The organism is Aeromicrobium sp. YIM 150415, from assembly GCF_016918125.1.
GTDB classification, from domain to species: domain Bacteria; phylum Actinomycetota; class Actinomycetes; order Propionibacteriales; family Nocardioidaceae; genus Aeromicrobium; species Aeromicrobium piscarium.
In genome coordinates this window covers 17,509-40,304 of sequence record NZ_JAERWM010000010.1, presented here as the reverse complement: position 1 = coordinate 40,304, position 22,796 = coordinate 17,509, and the positions used below count along the sequence as shown (strand labels likewise).

At 68.1% G+C, this 22,796-nt stretch carries 24 protein-coding genes; 23 read left to right on the top strand and 1 reads right to left on the bottom strand.

Annotation, left to right across the window (positions count from 1 at the left end; genetic code table 11):
• Position 1 precedes the first annotated feature (1 nt).
• Positions 2–1,399: a diaminopimelate decarboxylase gene (gene lysA, locus JL108_RS05820; protein WP_374190844.1), complete on the top strand. Its 1,398-nt coding sequence runs from the start codon at positions 2–4 to the stop codon at positions 1,397–1,399.
• A gap of 102 nt (positions 1,400–1,501) precedes the next feature.
• On the opposite strand, the gene soxR is transcribed toward lysA, so the two are convergent.
• Positions 1,502–1,966, bottom strand: coding sequence for a redox-sensitive transcriptional activator SoxR (gene soxR, locus JL108_RS05815; RefSeq protein ID WP_205197478.1), 465 nt, complete (start codon positions 1,964–1,966; stop codon positions 1,502–1,504).
• 123 nt (positions 1,967–2,089) lie between these two features.
• Here soxR and JL108_RS05810 point away from each other — a divergent pair, with 123 nt between their 5' ends.
• The 22 genes from JL108_RS05810 (at position 2,090) to JL108_RS05705 (ending at position 22,779) form a co-directional block, all read left to right on the top strand.
• Positions 2,090–3,451: an MFS transporter gene (locus JL108_RS05810; RefSeq protein ID WP_205197477.1), complete on the top strand. Its 1,362-nt coding sequence runs from the start codon at positions 2,090–2,092 to the stop codon at positions 3,449–3,451.
• 103 nt (positions 3,452–3,554) lie between these two features.
• Entirely contained in the window at positions 3,555–4,862 is a 1,308-nt protein-coding gene (locus JL108_RS05805; protein WP_205197476.1) for a homoserine dehydrogenase, read from the top strand.
• Complete coding sequence (gene thrC, locus JL108_RS05800; RefSeq protein WP_143911717.1) at positions 4,862–5,926, top strand: threonine synthase; 1,065 nt, start codon at positions 4,862–4,864, stop codon at positions 5,924–5,926. Before JL108_RS05805 ends, thrC begins: the two co-directional genes overlap by 1 nt.
• Positions 5,923–6,798 (top strand): homoserine kinase, encoded by an 876-nt coding sequence (thrB, locus tag JL108_RS05795; RefSeq protein ID WP_205197475.1) that lies wholly within the window; start codon positions 5,923–5,925, stop codon positions 6,796–6,798. Before thrC ends, thrB begins: the two co-directional genes overlap by 4 nt.
• Before the next feature lie 217 nt (positions 6,799–7,015).
• Positions 7,016–9,019 carry a transcription termination factor Rho gene (rho, locus tag JL108_RS05790; RefSeq protein WP_307837200.1) on the top strand — a complete coding sequence of 668 codons (2,004 nt, stop codon included), beginning with the start codon at positions 7,016–7,018 and terminating at the stop codon, positions 9,017–9,019.
• Between the two features lie 174 nt (positions 9,020–9,193).
• Positions 9,194–9,670, top strand: a complete 477-nt coding sequence (locus JL108_RS05785) for a glutathione peroxidase (protein WP_143911714.1) — start codon at positions 9,194–9,196, stop codon at positions 9,668–9,670.
• Positions 9,671–9,941: 271 nt separating this feature from the next.
• Positions 9,942–10,148, top strand: coding sequence for a 50S ribosomal protein L31 (gene rpmE, locus JL108_RS05780; RefSeq protein ID WP_087622967.1), 207 nt, complete (start codon positions 9,942–9,944; stop codon positions 10,146–10,148).
• 78 nt (positions 10,149–10,226) lie between these two features.
• Positions 10,227–11,291 carry a peptide chain release factor 1 gene (gene prfA / locus JL108_RS05775; protein ID WP_205197473.1) on the top strand — a complete coding sequence of 355 codons (1,065 nt, stop codon included), beginning with the start codon at positions 10,227–10,229 and terminating at the stop codon, positions 11,289–11,291.
• A gap of 94 nt (positions 11,292–11,385) precedes the next feature.
• A complete protein-coding gene (gene prmC / locus JL108_RS05770; protein WP_205197472.1) occupies positions 11,386–12,225 on the top strand; it encodes a peptide chain release factor N(5)-glutamine methyltransferase in 840 nt (279 codons plus the stop codon).
• Between the two features lie 49 nt (positions 12,226–12,274).
• A complete protein-coding gene (locus JL108_RS05765) occupies positions 12,275–12,862 on the top strand; it encodes a CDP-alcohol phosphatidyltransferase family protein (RefSeq protein ID WP_205197471.1) in 588 nt (195 codons plus the stop codon).
• Between the two features lie 36 nt (positions 12,863–12,898).
• A complete protein-coding gene (locus JL108_RS05760) occupies positions 12,899–13,396 on the top strand; it encodes a hypothetical protein (RefSeq protein ID WP_205197470.1) in 498 nt (165 codons plus the stop codon).
• Positions 13,397–13,578: 182 nt separating this feature from the next.
• The gene (locus JL108_RS05755; protein ID WP_307837199.1) at positions 13,579–14,226 is read left to right on the top strand and encodes an L-threonylcarbamoyladenylate synthase; all 648 of its coding nucleotides are present in this window, start codon (positions 13,579–13,581) and stop codon (positions 14,224–14,226) included.
• Entirely contained in the window at positions 14,226–15,347 is a 1,122-nt protein-coding gene (locus JL108_RS05750) for an MraY family glycosyltransferase (RefSeq protein ID WP_143911709.1), read from the top strand. The genes JL108_RS05755 and JL108_RS05750 overlap by 1 nt, the downstream gene beginning before the upstream one ends.
• Complete coding sequence (locus JL108_RS05745) at positions 15,338–15,781, top strand: hypothetical protein (RefSeq protein ID WP_205197468.1); 444 nt, start codon at positions 15,338–15,340, stop codon at positions 15,779–15,781. Before JL108_RS05750 ends, JL108_RS05745 begins: the two co-directional genes overlap by 10 nt.
• A gap of 78 nt (positions 15,782–15,859) precedes the next feature.
• The gene (gene atpB, locus JL108_RS05740; protein ID WP_240190711.1) at positions 15,860–16,651 is read left to right on the top strand and encodes a F0F1 ATP synthase subunit A; all 792 of its coding nucleotides are present in this window, start codon (positions 15,860–15,862) and stop codon (positions 16,649–16,651) included.
• A 132-nt stretch (positions 16,652–16,783) separates the two neighbouring features.
• Positions 16,784–16,969: a F0F1 ATP synthase subunit C gene (locus JL108_RS05735; RefSeq protein ID WP_087622973.1), complete on the top strand. Its 186-nt coding sequence runs from the start codon at positions 16,784–16,786 to the stop codon at positions 16,967–16,969.
• A gap of 41 nt (positions 16,970–17,010) precedes the next feature.
• Complete coding sequence (locus tag JL108_RS05730; RefSeq protein ID WP_143911707.1) at positions 17,011–17,544, top strand: F0F1 ATP synthase subunit B; 534 nt, start codon at positions 17,011–17,013, stop codon at positions 17,542–17,544.
• Positions 17,544–18,344 carry a F0F1 ATP synthase subunit delta gene (locus JL108_RS05725; RefSeq protein WP_143911706.1) on the top strand — a complete coding sequence of 267 codons (801 nt, stop codon included), beginning with the start codon at positions 17,544–17,546 and terminating at the stop codon, positions 18,342–18,344. Before JL108_RS05730 ends, JL108_RS05725 begins: the two co-directional genes overlap by 1 nt.
• A 37-nt stretch (positions 18,345–18,381) precedes the next feature.
• Positions 18,382–20,022 (top strand): F0F1 ATP synthase subunit alpha, encoded by a 1,641-nt coding sequence (gene atpA, locus JL108_RS05720; RefSeq protein WP_143911705.1) that lies wholly within the window; start codon positions 18,382–18,384, stop codon positions 20,020–20,022.
• 2 nt (positions 20,023–20,024) lie between these two features.
• Positions 20,025–20,954, top strand: a complete 930-nt coding sequence (locus JL108_RS05715) for a F0F1 ATP synthase subunit gamma (protein WP_143911704.1) — start codon at positions 20,025–20,027, stop codon at positions 20,952–20,954.
• A gap of 5 nt (positions 20,955–20,959) precedes the next feature.
• The gene (gene atpD / locus JL108_RS05710) at positions 20,960–22,402 is read left to right on the top strand and encodes a F0F1 ATP synthase subunit beta (RefSeq protein ID WP_143911703.1); all 1,443 of its coding nucleotides are present in this window, start codon (positions 20,960–20,962) and stop codon (positions 22,400–22,402) included.
• Entirely contained in the window at positions 22,402–22,779 is a 378-nt protein-coding gene (locus JL108_RS05705) for a F0F1 ATP synthase subunit epsilon (protein ID WP_143911702.1), read from the top strand. Before atpD ends, JL108_RS05705 begins: the two co-directional genes overlap by 1 nt.
• Positions 22,780–22,796: the final 17 nt, after the last annotated feature.

The window sequence follows — 22,796 nt, the reverse complement described above, 5'->3', positions numbered from 1 at the left end:
CCTGATGCGCGCACACGAGGCAGGGGCCCTGCACGGACAGGCCGGTGACCGGGGTCCCGCCTGGCTGCGTCATCCCGATGACGTCAACGGCCTGGTGGCGCCGCTGTGGGCGGAGAACGTCAGCAAGGTCGACGGTGTCCTGACCGTCGCCGGTCTCTCCGTCGACGAGCTGGCACGCGAGTTCGGCACGCCCCTTTACGTCCTCGACGAGGACGACTTCCGTTCGCGCGCCCGGGCCTTCCGTGATGCCTTTCCCGATGCGGACGTGTACTACGCGGGCAAGGCATTCCTCTGTGTGGCTGCGGCCCGATGGATCGCGGAGGAGGGGTTGTCTCTGGACGTCTGCACCGGCGGTGAGCTCGCGGTCGCGCTGCGGGCCGAGTTCCCGCCCGAGCGCATCGGACTGCACGGCAACAACAAGTCCTCGGCCGAGTTGCGGCGTGCGCTCCAGGCCGGTGTTGGTCGCATCATCATCGACTCCTTCGAGGAGATCGACCGGCTGGCGACGCTGACGGCCGAGCTCGGTGTCACGGCATCGGTCATGGTGCGGGTCACGGCCGGCGTCGAGGCGCACACCCACGAGTACATCTCCACCTCGCACGAGGATCAGAAGTTCGGCTTCTCGATCGCGGGGGGCGACGCTTTCGAGGCGGTGCGGCGCGTGCTCGCGGTCCCGGGGATCGACTTCCGGGGCCTGCACTCGCATATCGGCTCGCAGATCTTCGTGACCGACGGTTTCGAGGTCGCGGCGCGGCGCGTGCTGCGTCTGCACGCCGAGATCGCGCGTGAGCTCGGCGTCGCGGGCCAGGAGCTCGATCTCGGAGGCGGGTTCGGCATCGCCTACACGACGCAGGACGATCCGTTGCCGCCCGCCGACCTCGCGCGGGGCATGCTCAAGATCATCGACGACGAGTGCGCCGCGCTCGATATCGACGTGCCGCACGTGTCGATCGAGCCGGGGCGGGCGATCGCCGGTCCCTCGACGTTCACGCTGTACGAGGTCGGCACCGCCAAGACGGTCGCGCTCGATGGCGGCAGCTCGCGGCGCTATGTGGCGGTCGACGGCGGCATGAGCGACAACATCCGTCCCGCGCTCTACAGCGCCGACTATTCCTGCACGCTCGCCTCGCGCGATTCCGATGCGGGGCCCGCTTTGAGCCGGGTGGTCGGCAAGCACTGCGAGAGCGGCGACATCGTCGTCAAGGACGAGTACCTGCCGTCCGACGTGGGTGCGGGGGACCTGCTCGCCGTACCCGGGACCGGGGCGTACTGCCGCTCGCTCGCGAGCAACTACAACCACGTCCCTCGCCCGGCCGTCGTCGCCGTGCGTGAGGGCGAGGCCCGGCTGCTGCTGCGTCGCGAGACCGAGGACGATCTCCTCGCCCTCGACCTCGGCTAACCCCTCCGGCCGGCCCGCGGTGACGCGCGACTTTTGGCCGGTTGTGGCCCTTTCCCACGGCCAGGAAGGGCGACAACCGGCCAAAACTCGGTGTGACCGGGATCACGGGAGGTGGGCTGGGGGGAGCCGGCGCGGACCGGGGCCCTCGGCGGCGAGGGAGTCGTCGCGGTTGTAGAGCGTGCATCTGGCCAGGGAGAGGCATCCGCAGCCGATGCAGCCGTCCAGATCGTCACGCAGACGCTCGAGTGTGGCGATGCGCTCGTCCAGTTCGTCGCGCCACCCCCGGCTGAGCCGCGACCAATCGGCCTTCGTCGGCGTGCGGTCCGCGGGCAGTGAGTCCAAGGCATCGCCGATCCGCGACAGTGAGATGCCGACGCTCTGTGAGACCCGGATGAACGCGATGCGGCGCAGGGCGTCGCGGTGATAGCGCCGTTGATTGCCCGCGGTGCGACGACTCTCGATGAGCCCCTCGCGTTCATAGAAGTGCAGTGCCGAGACGCTCACCCCCGCGCGCTGCGACAGCTCGCCCGGAGTCAGCTCCTGCTGGCGGATGGAGCGATGTGTCATGGTCCTCCTTGACCTCAACCAAGGTCGAGGTTATTCCATCGGAGCCATGATGAGAAGAACACCGCCCGTGCCCCCGCCTCCGCGTCCTCACGAGTTGGATGTCTGGCTGGTTCGGGTCGTGCGATGACCACGATGCAGAGGCGGGTCCGGTGGCGCGAGACCAGCTACCTGCCGCAGGTCGTCGGACTCTTCAGTGTCGCTTTCCTCGTCGCCTTCGAGACCTTCGCGGTGGCGACGGCCCTCCCGGTCGTCGCCGTCGAACTCGACGGACTGTCCTGGTATGCGGTGTCCTTCGCCGCCCCGGCCGCGACGGGGATCGCCGCGATGACGTGCGCCGCCTGGTGGTGCGACAGGCACGGGCACGCCCGCCCGATCGCCACCGGCGTGCTGGTCTTCGTCGTGGGGCTCGTATTCGCGGGCGCCGCGCCGACGATGGAGTGGTTCGTGACGGGACGTGCGCTCCAGGGGATCGGAGCGGGGCTCGTCTCGGTGGCGTTGTACGTTCTGGTCGCCCGTGCCTTCCCCGCGCACCTGCGTCCGCGGGCCTTCGTCGTCCTGATGAGCGCCTGGGTGCTGCCCGCGGTCGTGGGTCCCGTCATCGCCGGTGCGGTCGCCGAGCATGTCGGATGGCGGTGGGTCTTCTTGGGGGTGCCTCTCGTGGCCGCCGGCGCTCTCGTGCTGCTGAGGCCCGCGCTGCCCTCCTCCCACGGCGACGACGCGACCGCCGTGCCCTGGGCCCGGATCCTTCGTTCAGCGGCGGCCGCGGTGGCCGTCTTCGCCGTGACCATCGGCGGACAGCGTGACGTGCGTGGGTGGCAGGTCCTGGTGGCGACCGGATTCGTCGTGGCCCTTGTCGCGGCGGTGCCGTTGTTGCCGGCGGGCACCCTGCGGGCGGCGCGCGGGCTGCCCGGCGTGATCGCGACTCGCAGTCTGCTGGGAACGGGACTGTTGGCGACCGAGTCCTTCGTGCCACTCGCCCTCGTGCGGTTGCGCGACCTCACTCCGACCCTCGCCGGACTCTTCCTCACCTCGACGGCGCTCTTCTGGTTTGCCGGCGCGTGGGCATCGGATCGGTGGCTGATGCCCTCGTGGAGAGTCCGCCTCGGCGTGATGAGCGTGATCGTGGCGCTGGTCTCGGTCCTCTTCATCCCGGTCACCGGCGTGCCGGTGCCGGTCATCGCCGCCGGGTGGGCATTCGGAGGCCTGGGCATGGGGCTCGCGATGCCGGCGCTCAGCTCGCTGCTGCTGGAGCACTCGGCCGTGGGGGAGGAGGGACGCAACAGCGCCTCGATGCAGACCAGCGATGCGGTCGCCGATGCACTCGGTCTTGCGGTGTGCAGCGGTCTGTTCGGCTGGCTCGTGACGATCGGCGAAGCGACGCCGTTCATCACCGTGTTCCTCGTAGGCCTCGTGGTCGCGGTCCTCGCCGTCCCCGCCTCCTGGAGGGCGACACCGGTGGCGACGGCTGCGAGGTCGCGCCGGTAGGTGAGCTTGTTTCGAAGTGGATCCGCACCACTCGCGGAAACCAGGCCATCCCACATGCGGGGCATCGGGTCCGCGCCGTGAGACACGCCGATAGGCTGGGGCCGTGACCACCTCGCCTGACCCCAGACGTCCCTTGCGCATCGCTCTGCTCGGTTGCGGTGTCGTCGGTACGGAGGTCGCACGAGTCCTCACCGGCGACGCCGACGAGCTGGCCCAGCGCGTCGGCGCGCCGATCGAGCTCGTGGGCATCGCGGTCCGCCGCGAAGGCCGACGCCGTGACCTCGACGTCCCCGACGATCTCTTCACCACCGATGCGATGAGCCTGGTCACGCGCGGCGATCTGGACGTCGTCATCGAGGTCATCGGCGGCATCGAGCCGGCACGAGGTCTGATCCTGGCGGCGCTGGAGAACGGCGCCTCGGTCGTCACCGCCAACAAGGCGCTCCTCGCCGAGGACGGTGCCACGCTCTACGAGGCGGCCGAGAAGGCCGAGCGCGATCTCTACTACGAGGCGGCCGTCGCCGGCGCGATCCCGATCGTGCGTCCCCTGAGCGACTCCCTCGCGGGCGATCGCGTGACACGCGTGCTCGGCATCGTCAATGGCACGACCAACTTCATCCTGGACGCGATGTCCACCACCGGCGCGGGCTTCAACGACGCGCTCGACGAGGCGCAGCGTCTCGGGTACGCGGAGGCGGACCCGACGGCCGATGTCGAGGGCTTCGACGCCGCGGCGAAGGCCGCCATCCTCGCCGGTCTCGCCTTCCATACCCGCGTCACGATCTCCGACGTGCACCGCGAGGGCATCACCGATGTCACCGCCGCCGATGTCCGCTCCGCCGCGGAGATCGGCTCGGTCGTCAAGCTTCTCGCGATCTGCGAGCTCGGGCCCTCCGGTGAGGTGTCGGCCCGCGTGCATCCGGCGATGATCCCCGATTCGCACCCGCTCGCGAGTGTCCGCGGTGCCTACAACGCCGTCTTCGTCGAGAGCGAGGGCGCCGGCCAGCTCATGTTCTACGGACCCGGTGCCGGTGGCGCACCGACCGCCAGCGCCGTGCTCGGCGATGTCGTGAGCGTCGCCCGGCACCGGCTCGCCGGGGTGCGCGGGGCGGGGGAGACGGTGCATGCCCAGCATGAGATCGTGCCGATCGGGCGTGCCCGCACCCGCTACCACGTCGCGATCGATGTCGACGACCGTCCGGGCGTGCTCTCGGCGGTCGCCCAGGCCTTCGCCGCGAACGATGTCTCGATCAAGACCGTGCGCCAGGAGGGTCACGGCGATGACGCCCAGCTCGTCGTCGTCACCCACGAGGCCGAAGACGCCGCGTTGTCGGCGACCATCGACCGGCTGCGCGATCTCGACATGGTGCGCGGTGTCTCCTCGGTCATGCGCGTGGAAGGAGTGGCCTGATGGCACAGCCCTGGCGCGGGGTCATCGCCGAGTACCGGGACTGGCTTCCCCTCGGCGAGGAGACTCCCACCGTGACCCTCGGTGAGGGCGGCACACCGCTCATTCACTCGGCCTGGCTCTCCGAGATCGTTCGCGGCGAGGTGTTCGTCAAGGTCGAGGGCGACAACCCGACCGGTTCGTTCAAGGACCGCGGCATGACGGTCGCGATCTCCGCTGCCAAGGGTGAAGGCGCAGAGGCGGTCGTCTGCGCGTCGACCGGCAACACGTCGGCCTCGATGACCGCCTATGCCGCTCGCGCGGGGCTGACGCCGATCGTGCTCGTCCCGCACGGCAAGATCTCCGCGGGCAAGATGGCGCAGGCGGTCATGCACGGAGGCGAGATCATCCAGGTCCGCGGTGGCTTCGACGAGTGTCTGAACATCAGCCGGGGACTCGCCAAGGACTACCCGGTCGCACTCGTCAACTCGGTCAATCCGATGCGGCTGGAGGGCCAGAAGACCGGGGCCTTCGAGATCGTCGACGTCCTCGGCCGGGCCCCGGACCTGCACGTGCTGCCCGTCGGCAACGCGGGCAATATCTCGGCCTACTGGATGGGGTACCGGCAGTACGCCGATGCGGGCATCGCGAGCACTCGCCCCGCGATGTGGGGCTTCCAGGCCGCCGGTGCCGCACCGATCGTGCGCGGAGAGATCGTGCGCGAGCCCGAGACCCTCGCGACGGCGATCCGCATCGGCAATCCCGCCTCCTGGCAGCTCGCCGAGAACGCCCGGGACGAGTCCGGCGGACGGATTGACGCGGTCACCGATGATCAGATCCTCGACGCCCAGCGTCGTCTCGGTGCCGAAGAGGGCATCTTCGTCGAGCCCGGCTCCGCAGCCGGGATCGCGGGTCTTCTCGCGGCCGCGGAGGCCGGTGAGGTGCCGTCAGGGCAGGTGATCGCCGTGACGGTCACCGGCCACGGGCTCAAGGACATCGACACCCCCCTCTCGCGGATCGACTCCATCGTCGACGAGGTCATCGAACCGACGGTCGAGGCTGCCGCCGAGGTGGCGGGCCTGCGATGAGCATCGCCCGAAAGCCGGTGCGTGTGCACGCACCGGCCACCAGCGCCAACCTGGGCCCGGGATTCGACGCGCTCGGTCTCGCCCTGACGATGGGCGACCTGGTGACCGCCGAGGCCACCGCCGGCGGTGTGGAGATCCAGGTCAGCGGCGAAGGTGCCGCCGACGTCCCGCGCGACGAGTCGCATCTGATCGTGCGGGCGATGGACGCGACCTTCGATCTGCTCGGAGAGCGTCCCGAGGGCCTCCGGCTGGTCTGCGAGAACACGATCCCGCACGGCCGCGGGCTTGGTTCGTCGGCGGCGGCGATCAGCGCCGGGATCGTGTTGGCGAGGGCTCTGGTGGTCGGCGGCGAGGAGCGTCTGGACGCGCGGACGATGCTCCAGCTGGCGACCGATCTGGAGGGCCATCCCGACAATGTCGCCGCGGCCCTCCTCGGCGGTCTCGCGATCGCGTGGATCGACGGCGCTGCCGCCGAGAGCCTGCGTCTGGACGTCGATGTCCCGGTCACCGTCTTCGTGCCGGGTGAGGCGGTGTCCACCGAGAAGGCTCGAGGGCTGCTCCCTGACGTCGTTCCGCACGGGGACGCCGCGTTCAACGCCGGTCGTGCCGCACTGCTGGTCGCGGCGCTCACCGCAGCGCCGGAGCGGCTGATCTCCGCGACCGAGGACCGGTTGCATCAGTCCTTCCGTGCACAGGCGATGCCGGACTCCTATAGGTTGGTCCGCCAGCTGCGGGTCGAGGGGATCCCCGCCGTGATCTCCGGTGCGGGCCCCACCGTGCTGGCCTTCGCCGACGGTATCGCCGGGGCCGTTCCGGAGGGCTGGTGGGCCGCTGAGCTCGGCGTGGACCCTCGCGGCACACGGTTGCTCTGAGCCCGGCACGACCAAAAAACCACCCCGAACGAAATACCGTGAGGGCATCGGGTGTTACAGTGGTGAATGTCGGAGTCGAGACGACGATCTCCCCGGCGCAATGCCACTTCATATGCCCGTCAGATGCGGGCAGGCCCATGTCAATATTCTTCCCGCCTCTGCGTGTGATCACCGGGTGGGTCCGTGGGCTCGTGGCTGTCCAGAAGGATTGAACCGAGTGACTGAAACCAGCACCACCGAGACCACCGCGGCGCCCAAGAAGACAGCCCGCAAGTCCGGCGGCTCCCTCGGCGGCAAGGTGCTCGCCGAGTTGCAGGAGATCGCCGCAGGCCTGGGGATCGACGGCACCAAGATGCGCAAGGGCCAGCTCATCGACGCCATCAAGGAAGCGCGGGGCGAGGCTCCGAAGGCCGAGGCGCCCACAACTCAGGCTCCCAAGGCGCAGGCTCCGAAGGCGAAGGCCGCGAATGAGTCGGGCGATACGACCGCTGAGGCGCCGGCCGCGGCCGAGGCCCCGGCCGAGAGCAAGCCGGCGCGCCGCCGCGCCACGCGCCGGAGCGATGCCGAGTCGGCCGCCGAGAGCGAGCACAAGCAGGACGCTCCGGCGAAGGACGACACGGTCGATAAGGGCGATCAGAAGAAGGACGCCCAGAACAGGAACGACCAGCCCAAGAACGACCAGCCTCAGGCCGATCAGAACAAGAACGATCAGAACAAGGGTGGCCAGGGCAAGGGCGGCCAGAAGAACGACCAGAATAAGAACGACCAGTCCAAGAACGACCAGTCCGGCGACCAGGGCAAGGGCGGCCAGAAGAACGACCAGTCGCGCGGTGGCCAGGGCAAGAACGACAACCGCGGTAACGACAACCAGAGCAACCGTGGCAACGACAACCAGGGCAACCGTGGCAACGACAACCGCGGCAACCGTGGCAATGACAACCGCGGCAACCGTGGTAACGACAACCGCGGCAACCGTGGCAATGACAACGACGACGACGGCGGACGCCGCCGCAACCGTCGTGGGCGCGGCCGTGGCGGCCGCGGGCTCGAGGCCGAGCCGACCTACACCGAGGACGACGTCCTGGTGCCGGCAGCGGGCATCCTCGACATCCTCGACAACTACGCCTTCGTCCGCACCACCGGCTACCTGCCGAGCGAGAACGACGTCTACGTCGCGATGTCCCTCGTGCGCCGTCTCGGCCTGCGTCGTGGTGACGCCGTCGTGGGTCAGGTGCGCCAGCCCCGTGAGGGCGAGCGCAAGGAGAAGTTCAACCCGATGGTGAAGATCGACTCGGTCAACGGGCTCGAGGTCGACGACGCCAAGCGCCGGGTCGAGTTCTCCAAGCTCACGCCGCTGTACCCCTCCGAGCGCCTGCGCCTGGAGGGCGAGGCCGGCGGCCTGACCGGTCGCGTCATCGACCTGGTCTCGCCGATCGGCAAGGGCCAGCGCGGTCTCATCGTCTCCCCGCCCAAGGCCGGCAAGACGATGGTGATGCAGCAGGTCGCCAACGCCATCACCGAGAACAACCCCGAGTGCCACCTGATGATCGTCCTCGTGGACGAGCGTCCCGAGGAGGTCACCGACTTCCAGCGCACGGTCAAGGGCGAGGTCATCTCCTCGACCTTCGATCGTCCCGCGGGCGATCACACGACGGTCGCCGAGCTGGCGATCGAGCGCGCCAAGCGCCTGGTCGAGCTGGGCCACGATGTGGTCGTGCTGCTCGACGGCATCACCCGCCTGGGCCGTGCCTACAACCTCGCCGCTCCGGCGTCGGGCCGCATCATGTCCGGCGGTGTCGACTCCTCGGCGCTGTACCCGCCGAAGAAGTTCTTCGGTGCCGCACGCAATATCGAGGACGGCGGCTCGCTGACCATCCTCGCCACGGCGCTGATCGAGACCGGATCCCGCATGGACGAGGTCATCTTCGAGGAGTTCAAGGGCACCGGTAACTGGGAGCTGCGTCTGCGCCGCGAGTTCGCGGACAAGCGGATCTTCCCGGCCATCGACGTCGATGCGTCGAGCACCCGTCGCGAGGAGCTGCTGATGGCACGCGACGAGCTCTCGATCATCTGGAAGCTCCGCCGGGTGCTGTCGGGCCTGGAGGGCCAGCAGGGACTGGAGCTCGTCCTCGGCAAGCTGAAGAAGACTTCCAACAACGTCGAGTTCCTCATGGAGATCAACAAGACGATGCCCGGGGGCGTCAACAACGGCGACTCCTGATCGTCCTCATCGAAGGGCCGCACCCAGCACGGGTGCGGCCCTTCGGTCATCTCCCGCCCCGTGGCGGTAGCTGGTCAACCCTTCGTCCTCGGGCGCGGTAGCCCTGCTACCTCATCCACTCCGGATGGGGTTGATGAGGTACCGCGGCGGGGAGGGGACAGTAACCTGGGCCCCATGACGACTGCCTATGACTTCACGGCGACGGGGATCGACGGCGCCGAGCGCCAGCTCGCGGACTACCGAGGCCAGGTCGCGCTCGTGGTCAATACCGCCTCGCAGTGCGGCTTCACGCCGCAATACGCCGGACTGGAAGAGCTGTACGAGACCTACCGCGAGCGAGGATTCGTCGTGCTGGGCTTCCCTTGCGACCAGTTCGGCCACCAGGAGCCCGGCACGGAGGACGAGATCGCCACCTTCTGCGAGTCCAGCTTCGGCGTCCAGTTCCCGATGTTCGCCAAGATCGATGTCAACGGCGAGGACGCGCATCCGCTCTACGGGTGGCTCAAGGACGAGAAGTCCGGAGTGCTCGGGGGTGCCATCAAGTGGAACTTCACCAAGTTCCTGGTCAATCGCGAGGGCGAGGTCGTCAAGCGTTACGCGCCGCAGACCAAGCCCGAGTCGATCGCGCCGGATATCGAGAAGCTGCTCTGATCGCGGGCGGTGCTGAGGCCTCCGTTCTCGATCGTGAGCGGTGGATGAGACACCTCTCCGCGCTTCTGAGACGTGCGTAGCCCACCGCCCCACGCGGGGAGACGTGCGTAGCTCACCGCCCCAGGCGGGGGAGGTCGGGGCCCGGCCACCGGTAGGGAACAAAGCCGCCCCGGGTGTCGTTAACAAGAGGGCAACTGGCAGAATCGTTCCTTGGTTCTGGTTCACGAGGCGCGCCGCGGCTCGACCCAGCGACCTGCAGAGAGGACTCATCATGAAGCAAGGCATCCACCCCGAGTACGTGGAGACCCAGGTCACCTGCACCTGCGGCAACACGTTCACCACGCGCAGCACCGCCACCGAGGGCAACATCCGTGCCGACGTCTGCTCGGCCTGCCACCCGTTCTACACGGGCAAGCAGAAGATCCTCGACACCGGTGGACGCGTCGCGCGCTTCGAGAAGCGTTACGGCAAGAAGTAAGTCCGTCCGAACGCCGGTCCTGCACGACAGGGCCGGCGTTCTGGTGTTTCCAGACCCGTCGTGACGTGAGGAGTCGATGTGTTCGAGGCGGTCGATCAGCTCGTTCGTGAGCATCACGAGCTGGAGACGGCGATGGCCGACCCTGCCGTCCACAGCGACCCCGCCCGCGCCAAGCGGCTCGGGCAGCGCTACGCCGAGCTCGGTGCCATCGTGCGCACCTATCGCGCCTGGCAGGAGGCGACCGCCGACCTCGGCGCCGCCCGTGAACTCGGCCTCGACGACGAGATCGACGAGATGGAGCAGCAGGCGAACCAGCTGGCTGAGCGGCTCCAGCAGTTGCTCGTCCCGCGCGATCCCTCCGATGGCAAGGACATCATCGTCGAGATCAAGGGCGGCGAGGGCGGCGAGGAATCGGCCCTGTTCGCGGGCGACCTCCTGCGCATGTACACCCGTTTCGCCGAGCAGCACGGATGGCGCACCGAGATCCTCGATGCCACCGAGTCCGCCCTCGGCGGCTATAAGTCGGTGACGATGGCGGTGAAGGCGAAGGGCACGCCCGATCCAGGCGAGGCGCCGTACGCCAAGCTGAAGTTCGAGGGCGGCGTGCACCGAGTCCAACGGGTGCCGGTGACCGAGTCGCAGGGGCGCATCCACACGTCTGCCGCCGGTGTGCTGGTGCTGCCCGAGGCGGAGGAGATCGATGTCGAGATCAACGACAACGATCTGCGCATCGACGTCTTCCGCAGCTCCGGGCCCGGCGGGCAGAGCGTCAACACGACCGACTCGGCCGTGCGGATCACGCACCTGCCGACCGGCATCGTCGTGAGCATGCAGAACGAGAAGAGCCAGCTGCAGAACAAGGAGCAGGCATTGCGCGTGCTGCGGTCGCGGCTGCTGGACGCCGCGCAGGCCGCCGCGGACGCGGAGGCTGCCGATGTCCGCAAGTCGCAGGTCCGCACTGTCGATCGCTCCGAGCGCGTACGCACGTACAACTTCCCGGAGAATCGCATCTCCGACCACCGCACGGGCTACAAGTCCTACAACCTCGACCAGGTCATGGACGGGGCACTCGACGGCGTCATCGCCTCCTTGGTCGAGGCCGACCTCGCCGAACGACTCGCCTCCCTCGAGGACCGCTCATGAACGCACCCTGTACCGAGATGTGCTCCCCATTCGTCAACCCCAGTGGGCTCGGGTCGACTCATGGCGAGCACATCTCGGTACAGGTGGGACAGCGATGAGTACGCGGGCAGAGCTCGAGCGGGCCGAGGGCGAGCTGGCGGCCGCCGGAGTCGCCTCGCCACGCGCCGATGCCGAGCTGCTGATGTCCTATGTCACCGGCGTGCCGCGTGCACTGCTGATCGTCTCCGCGCGCCTCGATGACGTGCAACGGCGTTCCTATCGCGAGCTGGTCGAGGCACGCAGCCGACGGGTGCCGCTACAGCACCTCACCGGGTCGGCTGCCTTCCGCTATGTCGAGCTGGACGTCGGACCCGGCGTCTTCGTACCGCGGCCCGAGACCGAGCTGCTGGCCGGCTGGGCCGTCGAGCAGGCATCGACTCGGGACGATCCCGTCGTCGTCGACCTGTGCACCGGCTCGGGCGCGATCGCACTGTCGCTCGTGCACGAGGTGCCGAAGGCCCGCGTCCACGCCGTCGAGCTCGACGAACGGGCCTTCGGCTGGGCCCAGCGCAATCTCGACGGCACGGGCGTGGACCTGCGTCACGGCGATATGGCCGATGCCTTCGAGGACCTCACCGGGCAGGTGGACGTCGTCGTCTCCAATCCGCCCTATATCCCCCTCGAGGCATGGGAGAGCGTGACAGCCGAGGTCCGCGACCACGATCCGTCGCTGGCGCTCTGGTCCGGCGAGGACGGCCTGGACGCCATGCGGGTGCTGGAACAGACCGCCTGGCGTCTGTTGCGTCCCGGGGGAGTGGTCGGCGCGGAGCACGCCGACGCGCAGGCGGTCAGCGCGCCGGAGGTGTTCGCGCGGCGGTGGACCGACGTCCAGGATCATCGCGACCTCGCCGAACGGCCGAGATTCCTGACAGCCCGCAAGCCACAGCTTCGGTGACTGCGGCACCCGTCCACGGTCGTTCTCTGCGGCATCGTAGGGTTTGACCGTGAGTACGCACCTGCCCGGTCCGGGCCCGTTTCGCACGGTTCCGAACCTCGTCACGATCGTGCGGACGGTCGCCGCGACCGCGCTGGCGCTCGTGGCGCTCAGCGCCGATGACCGGGTGCCGTGGCTCATCGCCGGCTATCTCACCTACTGGCTGGGGGACAGCCTCGACGGCCTGCTCGCCCGTATCCTGGACCAGGAGACGCGTGCCGGTGCCGTGTTCGACATCTGCAGCGACCGTCTGTGCACCGCCCTCCTCGCGTGCGGCCTGATCCTCGAGCAGCCGCACCTGGTGGTGCCGATCGCCATCTTCCTGCTCAATTTCATGGTGGTCGACAATGTGCTCTCGCTGTCCTTCCTGCTGTGGCCCCTGGTGAGCCCCAACTACTTCGCGCAGGTGGACCAGAAGGTCTTCCGGTACAACTGGTCGCATCCGGCCAAGGCGCTCAACAATGTCGGCATCGTCGTGGCCGTCGTCATCGGCAACCTGTGGGTGGCGCTGATCATCGTGTTGGCACAGATTGCCGTCAAGATCGCCAGCGCCGTGCGGGTGGCGAGACTGGCATCGGCGCGGGAAATCGCGGCGTGACGGCCACGCCGGTCAGCGGCCTTCGGAGGGCCGAGTGTGAGTGATCTGCTGACCATACTCAGCGCGCTCGGCTTCGGTGTGCTGTCCTCGATCATCCCGATCTTCAACTCCGAGCTCTACGTCGGTGTCGTCGCTGCCGCGGCCCAGCCCAGCACCACGGTGCTCGCGGTGATCGCCATGGCGCTCGGCACCGTGGCCGGCAAGGTCGTGCTCTTCGTCCTCGCCCGCGGTGGTTCGCAGAAGCTCGGCGTGGGCAAGGCCCAGTCCCGTGACAGCCTCCCGCCGCCGACATCCCGGATCCGGCTGTGGATCCGGCAGACCGGTGACCTGCTCCTCACCTGGCTCGGGGACCCGCGCCTCGGCCCCTTGACCATCCTGGCCGCTGCCATCTTCGGGATACCGCCGCTGTTCATCGTCGCGGTGATGGCCGGTGTCGCCCGGCAGAACATCGTGCTGTTCAGCGTGGCGGTGTTCGTCGGCCGACTGGCGCGCTTCGCGATGGTGGCGCTCCCGATCGCCTACGCCGCGCACTGATGATGATGCGTAGCGGTCGCCGGGGCGACCCCGATGCATCAACTTTCGTGCGCGCCCGGACGGACGACGATGCGTTGCGGCTGCCATAACGACCGCAACACATCATCATCGGTCTCCGGGCGCCGGCGCTGACGCACGAGGGCGCGATGGGCGGCCGGGAAGCGGCGGCTACGCTGGCGGGCGTGACGACGCGCGACCTCACCACCGATCTCGAAGGCGGCATCGCGGCGGCCAGTCAGGCCGTTCGCGCCGGACAGCTGATCGTGGTGCCGACCGACACGGTGTACGGCGTGGGGGCCGATGCCTTCTCGCCCACCGCTGTGCGTCGTCTGCTCGACGCCAAGGGCCGAACGCGAAGTCAGCCACCTCCGGTCCTGATCGGCCGTCCCGAGACCCTCGATGCACTCGTCGCGGATGTCCCGGGATGGTTGCGCCGCCTGCTGGGCGAGGTGTGGCCGGGCGCCTTGACCGTCGTCCTGCAGGCCCAGCCCTCGCTCACGTGGGATCTCGGAGAGACGCACGGGACGGTCGCCGTGCGCGTCCCCGCCGATGAACGGACCCGGCGACTGCTCGATGTCACCGGCCCTCTCGCGGTGAGCAGCGCGAATCGCACGGGGGAGCCTCCCGCCACGACGGTCGGCGAGGCGGAGGAGATGCTCGGCGACACCGTGACGGTCTACCTCGACGGCGGGTCGACGGCCGATGCAGTGCCCTCCACGATCCTCGACGCCACCGGCTCGAGTCCGCGTGTGCTGCGCCAGGGCGCGGTGGCGCTGGAGACCCTCCACGCCTTCAACAACACCATCGAGCCCGCGCAGGACGCTCCCTAGTGCGCGAATACCTCGTCGTGTTCGGCATCGCCCTCGCGGTCACCTATCTGCTCGCGTCGGTGGCGCGTCAGTCGGCGCACTCGCTCGGGGCCGTCGCCAAGGTACGCGACCGTGACGTGCACGCGGTGCCGATGCCGTACTTCGGCGGACCGGCCATGCTGCTCGGACTCATCGCCGCCTTCGTGGTCGCCACGCAGCTGCCGTTCCTGTCGCGAGCGGGGACGACCGTCTTCGAGGACGCACGCGCCGTGCTGATCGGCGGGGCGATCATCTGCGCGGTCGGGATCATCGACGATGTCTTCGAGCTCGACGCCCTGAGCAAGCTGGCCGGGCAGGTCTTCGCCGGAGTCGTCGTCGTGGCGATGGGCGTCCAGTTCATCTATCTGCCGCTGCCGGGCACCTACTTCGGGCTCGACCAGATCCAGGCGATGATCCTGACCGTCTTCGTCATCGTCGCCACGGTCAACGCCGTCAACTTCGTGGACGGTCTCGACGGTCTGGCGGCGGGGATCGTCGGCATCGGCGCGATCGCGTTCTTCCTGTACGCCTTCGTGCTGGCGGTCGAGAACGGCGAGTCCCGCGCGATGTCGTCGGCGCTGCTGACCGCCGGGCTGGCAGGTGCCTGTCTCGGGATCCTCCCGCACAACTTCTTCCCCGCCAAGATGTTCATCGGCGACTCCGGATCGATGCTGATCGGCTTCGTGCTCGCCTGCTCGGCGATCAGCCTGACCGGCCAGTTCCCCGCCACCAGCATCTCCGAGGGCATCGGGGGAGCGGATGCGAGCTTCCTGGCCGCCTACCTGCCGCTCATCCTGCCGTTCGCGATCCTGCTCATCCCCTTCCTCGACATGGTGCTCGCCGTCGTGCGCCGGACGCGCGCCGGTCAGTCGCCCTGGGCGCCGGACAAGATGCACCTGCATCATCGGCTGCTCGAGATCGGCCACTCACATCGCCGCGCCGTCCTGCTGATGTACGCGTCGGCCGCGCTCGTCGCCTTCGGCGTCGTCATCGTCAGCCTCTTCAGCGGCTGGCAGCTCGTGGTGGTGTTCGGGGTGCTCGCCGCTCTGACGGCCGCGGCCATGCTTCTCCTGCCCCGGATCGAGGAGCGCGTATGGAAGTGAGGCAGCCCCGGCGTTTCACCGGTGCCGCCGCGTTCATCGCCATCGCCGTCTGTGCCGCCGCGGCCGCCGCCGAGTACGGAGCATCCGGGGCCGGCAGCGCGGCGGTCGGCGGAGCTCTGGTGATCGTGTTCTTCGGCTCGACGAAGGCCTTCCTCGGTCCGATCGTCGCGGTGCTGCCACATGCGTCGCTCGCGACCGCGATGCTGTTCTACTTCACCAAGGTCGTCGCGCTGCTGGCCTTCTTCGTGGTCGTGGACCGGTTCGCCGAGCCCGCGGGCCCCCTGCACCGTGCGGCGGTCGCGGGCACCGTCATCGTCGTGACGCTCGTCTGGATGGCCGTGAGCACCGTCGACGCGACTCGCGCCAGGATTCCGATGTTCGACCTGCCTGACGACGAGGACAAGGGCCCTGATAGCTTAGGTACGAGCAAGTGACGGATTTCCCGAGCACTGCATCGTGACGCACGCCCAGGCGGTTCAGCACCCGACCGCGCCACATGAAGGAATGACGACTTGACGATCGCGACCGTGATCAGCACTGCCGGAGGCAATGGATTCCAGCCGCCCGGCCCAGCCGACTTCCAGTTGCCGCCGGTCTTCGGCGAGGTCACGAAGCCCATGATGCTCGTGGTGCTCGCGGCGGTCCTCGTCTTCGCCTTCAGCTATTTCGCTGCGCGCCCGGCCGCCGTTGTGCCCGGGCGCTTGCAATATGCGGGGGAGGCCGTCTACGGCTTCGTGCGCAATGGCATCGCCCGCGACGCGATCGGCTCCGAGAAGTTCATGAAGTTCGTGCCCTTCTTGTTCAGCCTCTTCCTGTTCATCGCGGTCAACAACTACTTCGGCCTGATCCCGGTCGTCCAGTACCCGCCGATGGCGCACTTCGGCTTCCCGCTCGCCCTCGCGCTGCTGGTCTGGATCCTCTACATCGGCGTCGGCATCGGCAAGCACGGCTTCGGTGGCTACCTCAAGCACGTCACGATCCCCAGCGGCGTCAAGGGCCCGGTGCTGATCATCATCATCCCGCTGGAGTTCCTCTCCAATATCCTCGTGCGCCCCGCGACGCTCTCGCTGCGTCTGTTCGCCAATATGTTCGCCGGCCACCTGCTGCTCATGCTGTTCGCCTTCGGCGCGGAGTACCTGCTCTTCGAGTCGCAGAGCCTCATCAACGGCTTCGCGGGCATTCTGTCGGCCGTCATGTTCGGGGCCGTCACCGTCCTGGAGCTGCTGATCATGTTCCTCCAGGCCTATGTCTTCACGCTGCTCGCCGCCACCTACCTGGGCGAGTCGCTCGCTGACGAGCACTGAGCTCATCTGGCTTCGTCTCGGGGAAACCCGGGACGGCACAACTGAATACGACCGAGAACAACGGACCGATCCGGTCCAGAAGAGACGCTTGGTGCGTCACGACGAAAGGAAAAGCCCGTGGGCTCCCTTAACATGATTGGCTACGGCCTGGCGACCATCGGCCCGGCCATCGCCGTGGGTCTGATCTTCGCCGCGTACATCAACGGCGTCGCCCGTCAGCCCGAGTCGCAGTCGCGTCTGCAGCCGATCGCGATCCTGGGCTTCGCCCTGGCCGAGGCGCTCGCCATCATCGGCATCGCGCTCGCATTCGTCATTTGATCGCCGGCCTCTGAACTGGCGTACGAGACCCAAGGAGCATCATGTCCGAATCGCTTATGGCGGCCAGCGGTGAACCCAATCCGCTGATTCCGCACCTCAGCGAGATCGTTCTGGGCGCGGTCGTCTTCCTTCTGCTCGTCGCTGCGATCGCCAAGTTCGTGGTTCCGCGCTTCGAGAAGGCGTACGCCGACCGGACGGCCGCGATCGAGGGCGGCATCGCCGACGCCGAGCAGGCGCAGGCCGAGGCCAAGGCTGCGCTCGAGCAGTACACCGCACAGCTGGCCGATGCCCGTCATGAGGCAGCGGCCATCCGCGAGGAGGCCAAGGAGCAGGGCGCGCAGATCGTCGCCGAGATGCGCGGCCAGGCTCAGGCCGAGGCCGAGCGCATCACCTCGACCGCCCACGCGCAGATCGAGGCGGAGCGCTCGCAGGTCCTCGCTCAGCTCAAGAGCGAGGTCGGCGCGCTCGCGACCGAGCTCGCCGAGCGGATCGTCGGCGAGTCGCTGGCCGACGACGAGCGGCAGAAGCGCACGGTCGCTCGCTTCATCGACGAGCTCGAGGGGTCTGCCAACTGATGCGCGGAACGTCAGCGAAGTCTCGCGACGAGGTCCTGGCCGCGGTCGACGCGGTCCAGGGCGATGTCGCCGAGCTCGGCACCCAGCTGTTGGCCGCGGTCGACGTCCTCGACGCCAACCCCGCATTGCGTCGTGTGCTGACGGACCCCTCGACGGATACGGAGGCCAAGCAGGATCTGGCGTCCTCCGTCTTCGGGGGCACGTTCTCGGCCGACACCGTCGGCGTGCTGCGCACAGCTGTGGGCGGCCGGTGGGCGGCCGGGCGTGACCTCGCCGATGGGCTCGAGCAGGCCGGTATCGCCGCCTACGTGCGCTCGGCTCAGGACGCTGGCGAAGGCCAGCGCTTCGAGACCGGCCTCTTCGAGGCCGGGCAGGCCGTCTTGGGCGATGTTGACCTTCGTCGCGCGGTGAGCGACAAGTCCGCTCCGGTGGCGGCCCGCAAGCAGCTCCTGGCCGATGTGCTGGGCGACAAGGTCGTCCCCACCGCCCTGGCGGTGCTCCAGCAGGCCACCGTGGCTCGGACCGGGTCCTTCGAGAAGGTGCTCGAAGGCTTCAACGTCCTCGTCGCCCAGCGCCGCGGACGTCTGGCGGCCACTGTGCGGGCCGCCTACGACCTCGATGACGCCGAACGCGAGCGACTGGCGTCGGTGCTGCAGCGCAAGTACGGCGCCGAGGTCCAGCTCAATGTGATCGTCGATCCGGCCGTCGTCGGCGGCGTCGCGGTCACGGTGGGCGATGAAGTCGTCGACGCCACGATGTCCACCCGCCTCGAGTCCGCCCGCCGGGCCCTCGCAGGCTGACCCCGATCTCTCTACCTCAAGAAGGCAGGCACCACACATGACGGAACTCTCGATCCGTCCGGACGAGATCCGCGACGCGTTGCAGAAGTTCGTGTCGGACTACAAGCCGACCGCGGACAAGGCCGAGGAGGTCGGCATCGTCTCCGATGCCTCCGACGGCATCGCCCACGTCGAGGGTCTCCCCTCGGCGATGGCCAATGAGCTCTTGGAGTTCGAGGACGGCACGCTCGGCCTCGCGCTGAACCTGGACGTGCGCGAGATCGGTGTCGTCATCCTCGGTGACTTCGCCGGGATCGAGGAGGGCCAGAAGGTCCGCCGCACGGGTGAGGTGCTCTCCGTCCCGGTCGGCGACGGCTACCTCGGCCGCGTCGTCGACCCGCTGGGCAATCCCATCGACGGCCTCGGCGAGGTCGAGACGGTCGGCCGCCGCGCGCTTGAGCTGCAGGCGCCCACGGTCATGCAGCGCAAGAGCGTGCACGAGCCGCTGATGACCGGTATCAAGGCGATCGACTCGCTCACCCCGATCGGCCGCGGTCAGCGCCAGCTGATCATCGGCGACCGGCAGACCGGCAAGACCGCCATCGCGATCGACACGATCATCAACCAGAAGCAGTTCTGGGAGACGGGCGATCCGGAGAAGCAGGTGCGATGCATCTACGTCGGCATCGGCCAGAAGGGCTCGACCATCGCCTCGGTGCGTGGCGCTCTGGAGGAGTCCGGCGCGCTGGAGTACACCACGATCGTCGCGGCCCCGGCCTCGGACTCGGCCGGCTTCAAGTACCTGGCCCCGTACACCGGCTCGGCCATCGGCCAGCACTGGATGTACGAGGGCAAGCACGTCCTCATCGTCTTCGACGACCTCTCGAAGCAGGCGGAGGCCTACCGCGCCGTCTCGCTGCTGCTGCGCCGTCCGCCGGGCCGTGAGGCGTACCCCGGTGACGTCTTCTACCTGCACAGCCGCCTGCTGGAGCGTTGCGCGAAGCTGAGCGACGATCTCGGCGCCGGCTCGATGACGGGTCTGCCGATCATCGAGACCAAGGCCAACGACGTGTCGGCGTACATCCCGACCAATGTCATCTCGATCACCGACGGTCAGATCTTCCTGCAGTCGGATCTTTTCAACGCCGACCAGCGTCCCGCGGTCGACGTCGGCATCTCGGTGTCGCGCGTCGGCGGCGCCGCGATGACCAAGGCGATGAAGGCCGTGACCGGCTCGCTGAAGGTCGAGCTCGCGCAGTACCGCGCGATGGAGGCCTTCGCGATGTTCGCCTCGGATCTCGACGCGGCGTCCAAGGCGCAGCTCGCTCGCGGTCAGCGGATCATGGAGGTCTTCAAGCAGGGCCAGTACGCTCCGTATCCGATGGAGCAGCAGGTGGTCTCGCTCTGGGCGATCCAGAACGGCAAGCTCGATCCGGTTCCGGTCAGCGATGTCCGTCGCTTCGAGTCCGAGTTCCTCGACTACGTCAAGCGCTCGCACAGCGGCATCCTCGACGCGATCCGTGAGAGCGGACGATTCGAGGATGACAACGGCTCGGCGCTGGAGTCCGCCTACGACTCGTTCCTCGACCAGTTCGAGACCAGCGAAGGTCAGTCGATCAAGGCCGGTCACGAAGAGTTCGAGGCGCTCGAGGACGAGGACGTCGAGCAGGAGCAGATCGTCAAGCAGAAGCGAGGCTGAGCATGGCCGTCTCGCTCCGCGAATACCGCGCGAAGATCAGGTCGACGCAGTCGCTCAAGAAGATCACGCGTGCCATGGAGCTGATCGCCGCCTCGCGCATCATCAAGGCGCAGCAGTACGCGGCGGCGGCGGCGCCGTATGCCCGTGAGCTGACCCGAGCGGTCTCCGCGGTGGCCACCTTCTCCGATGTCGACCATCCGTTGACGACGGAGAAGGAGAACCCCACCAAGGCGGCCGTGCTGGTCATCTCCAGCGACCGCGGTCTGGCCGGAGCGTATTCCTCGAATGCGCTCAAGGAGGCCGAGCGGCTGGCTGAGAAGCTGCGCGGCGAGGGCAAGGAGGTCGACTTCTACCTCGCCGGCCGCAAGGCCGAGGCGTACTTCACGTTCCGTCAGCGCGATTTCGTCCGCGCGTGGACCGGTTTCTCGGACAGGCCCTCCTATGAGGAGGCACGAGAGATCGGCAACACGCTGGTCGAGGCTTTCAATGCCGATGAGTCGGCAGAGGAGGCGGTCGATCCGGCGCGCGCGGTCGACGAGCTGCACATCGTGTTCACGCGTTTCCGCTCGATGTTGACGCAGGAGCCGACCACGATCCGGTTGCTTCCGCTGGAGGTCGTCGAGGGCACCGAGCCGCCCGAGGAGGGTGAGCTGCTGCCGCTGTACGAGTTCGAGCCCAGCACCCACGAGGTGCTGGACGCGTTGCTGCCCAAGTACGTGCACAGCCGCATCTACTACTGCCTGCTGCAGGCGGCAGCCTCCGAGCTCGCCGCCCGTCAGAAGGCCATGAAGTCCGCGACGGACAACGCCGAGGACCTCATCGACAAGTACACCCGCATTGCCAACCAGGCCCGCCAGGCCGGCATTACCCAGGAGATCAGCGAGGTCGTGGGTGGCGCTAACGCGCTTGCCGACGCCGCTGGGAGTGAGTGAGAGACATGACTGCCACCGTCGAAGAGAAGAAGACCGCCACGGGTCGCGTGGCCCGGGTGACCGGTCCGGTGCTCGATATCGAGTTCCCGTCCGATGCGATGCCCGACATCTACAACGCCCTGACCGTCGAGACCCAGATCGAGGGCGCGCAGGAGACCCTGACCCTCGAGGTCGCCCAGCACATCGGTGACGGTCTGGTCCGCGCGATCAGCCTCCGCCCGACCGATGGCGTCGTGCGCGGCAGCACCGTGACCAACACGGGCGGCCCGATCTCGGTGCCCGTGGGCGAGGTGACCCTGGGCAAGGTATTCAACACCACCGGCCACGTCATGAACCTGGCCGAGGGCGAGACCTTCGAGCCCGAGGAGCGGTGGGGCATCCACCGCAAGGCCCCGGCCTTCGATCAGCTCGAGTCCAAGACCGAGATGTTCGAGACGGGCATCAAGGTCATCGACCTGCTGACCCCCTACGTGCTGGGCGGCAAGATCGGCCTGTTCGGCGGCGCCGGCGTCGGCAAGACCGTGCTGATCCAGGAGATGATCGCCCGCGTCGCCAAGGACCACGACGGCGTCTCGGTGTTCGCCGGTGTCGGTGAGCGTACGCGTGAGGGCAACGACCTCATCGACGAGATGCAGGAGTCCGGCGTCTTCGACAAGGTGGCGCTCGTCTTCGGCCAGATGGACGAGCCGCCGGGAGCGCGCCTGCGCGTGGCCCTGTCGGCGCTGACGATGGCCGAGTACTTCCGCGATGTGCAGAAGCAGGACGTGCTGTTGTTCATCGACAACATCTTCCGCTTCACGCAGGCCGGCCAGGAGGTCTCGACGCTGCTGGGCCGCATGCCCTCGGCCGTGGGCTACCAGCCGACGCTCGCCGATGAGATGGGCGTGCTGCAGGAGCGGATCACCTCGACGCGTGGCCACTCGATCACCTCGATGCAGGCGATCTACGTGCCGGCCGATGACTACACCGACCCGGCTCCGGCCACGACCTTCGCGCACCTGGACGCCACTACCGAGCTCAACCGTGAGATCGCGTCGATGGGCATCTATCCGGCGGTCGACCCGCTGACCTCCACGTCGCGGATCCTCGATCCCCGCTACATCAGCGCGGATCACTACAACACCGCCACCCGGGTCAAGTCGATCCTGCAGCGCAATAAGGAGCTGCAGGACATCATCGCGATCCTCGGTGTCGACGAGCTCAGCGAAGAGGACAAGACGATCGTCTCGCGCGCCCGTCGTATCCAGCGCTTCCTGAGCCAGAACACCTACGTGGCCAAGCAGTTCACCGGCATCGAGGGCTCGACGGTCCCGCTGTCGGAGACGATCGAGGCGTTCACCAAGATCTGCGACGGCGACTACGACCACGTGGCCGAACAGGCCTTCTTCATGTGCGGCGGTCTGGACGACGTCGATCAGAAGTGGGCCGAGATCCAGAAGAACTCCTGATGGCGGGCGCACTGCAGATCGAGCTCGTCGCGGCCGATCGCGTGGTCTGGTCCGGTGAGGCCTCGGAGGTCATCGCCCGCACGTCCGAGGGCGACCTCGGCGTGCTCGTCGATCACGCTCCGCTGCTGTCGCTGCTGGTGCCCGGTGTCGTGATGATCAAGCCGGTCGACGGCGCGATCGTCCAGGCCGCGGTGGGCGACGGCTTCCTCTCGGTGGCCGACAATCACGTGTCGATCCTCAGCGAGGACACCTGGCTGCTGGAGGAGATCGACGAGGCCCAGGTGCGCCACGAGCTCTCCGAGGCCGAGGCGAACAACGACGACGAGGCACGCCATCGTGCCGAGGTGAAGCTGCGCCTGCTGGGCAAGGCAGCCTGAGTTGGCCGGGGAGTAGA

Bases quoted from the DNA above. Each gene is read 5' to 3' on its own strand.
- JL108_RS05715 (WP_143911704.1), top strand. From the start codon at position 20,025: ATGGCCGTCTCGCTCCGCGAATACCGCGCGAAGATCAGGTCGACGCAG.
- JL108_RS05725 (WP_143911706.1), top strand. From the start codon at position 17,544: ATGCGCGGAACGTCAGCGAAGTCTCGCGACGAGGTCCTGGCCGCGGTC.
- soxR (WP_205197478.1), bottom strand. From the start codon at position 1,966: ATGACACATCGCTCCATCCGCCAGCAGGAGCTGACTCCGGGCGAGCTG.
- JL108_RS05810 (WP_205197477.1), top strand. From the start codon at position 2,090: ATGACCACGATGCAGAGGCGGGTCCGGTGGCGCGAGACCAGCTACCTG.
- thrC (WP_143911717.1), top strand. From the start codon at position 4,862: ATGGCACAGCCCTGGCGCGGGGTCATCGCCGAGTACCGGGACTGGCTT.
- JL108_RS05705 (WP_143911702.1), top strand. From the start codon at position 22,402: ATGGCGGGCGCACTGCAGATCGAGCTCGTCGCGGCCGATCGCGTGGTC.
- prmC (WP_205197472.1), top strand. From the start codon at position 11,386: ATGAGTACGCGGGCAGAGCTCGAGCGGGCCGAGGGCGAGCTGGCGGCC.
- JL108_RS05745 (WP_205197468.1), top strand. From the start codon at position 15,338: ATGGAAGTGAGGCAGCCCCGGCGTTTCACCGGTGCCGCCGCGTTCATC.
- JL108_RS05730 (WP_143911707.1), top strand. From the start codon at position 17,011: ATGTCCGAATCGCTTATGGCGGCCAGCGGTGAACCCAATCCGCTGATT.
- JL108_RS05735 (WP_087622973.1), top strand. From the start codon at position 16,784: ATGATTGGCTACGGCCTGGCGACCATCGGCCCGGCCATCGCCGTGGGT.
- JL108_RS05785 (WP_143911714.1), top strand. From the start codon at position 9,194: ATGACGACTGCCTATGACTTCACGGCGACGGGGATCGACGGCGCCGAG.
- rpmE (WP_087622967.1), top strand. From the start codon at position 9,942: ATGAAGCAAGGCATCCACCCCGAGTACGTGGAGACCCAGGTCACCTGC.
- atpD (WP_143911703.1), top strand. From the start codon at position 20,960: ATGACTGCCACCGTCGAAGAGAAGAAGACCGCCACGGGTCGCGTGGCC.
- thrB (WP_205197475.1), top strand. From the start codon at position 5,923: ATGAGCATCGCCCGAAAGCCGGTGCGTGTGCACGCACCGGCCACCAGC.
- atpA (WP_143911705.1), top strand. From the start codon at position 18,382: ATGACGGAACTCTCGATCCGTCCGGACGAGATCCGCGACGCGTTGCAG.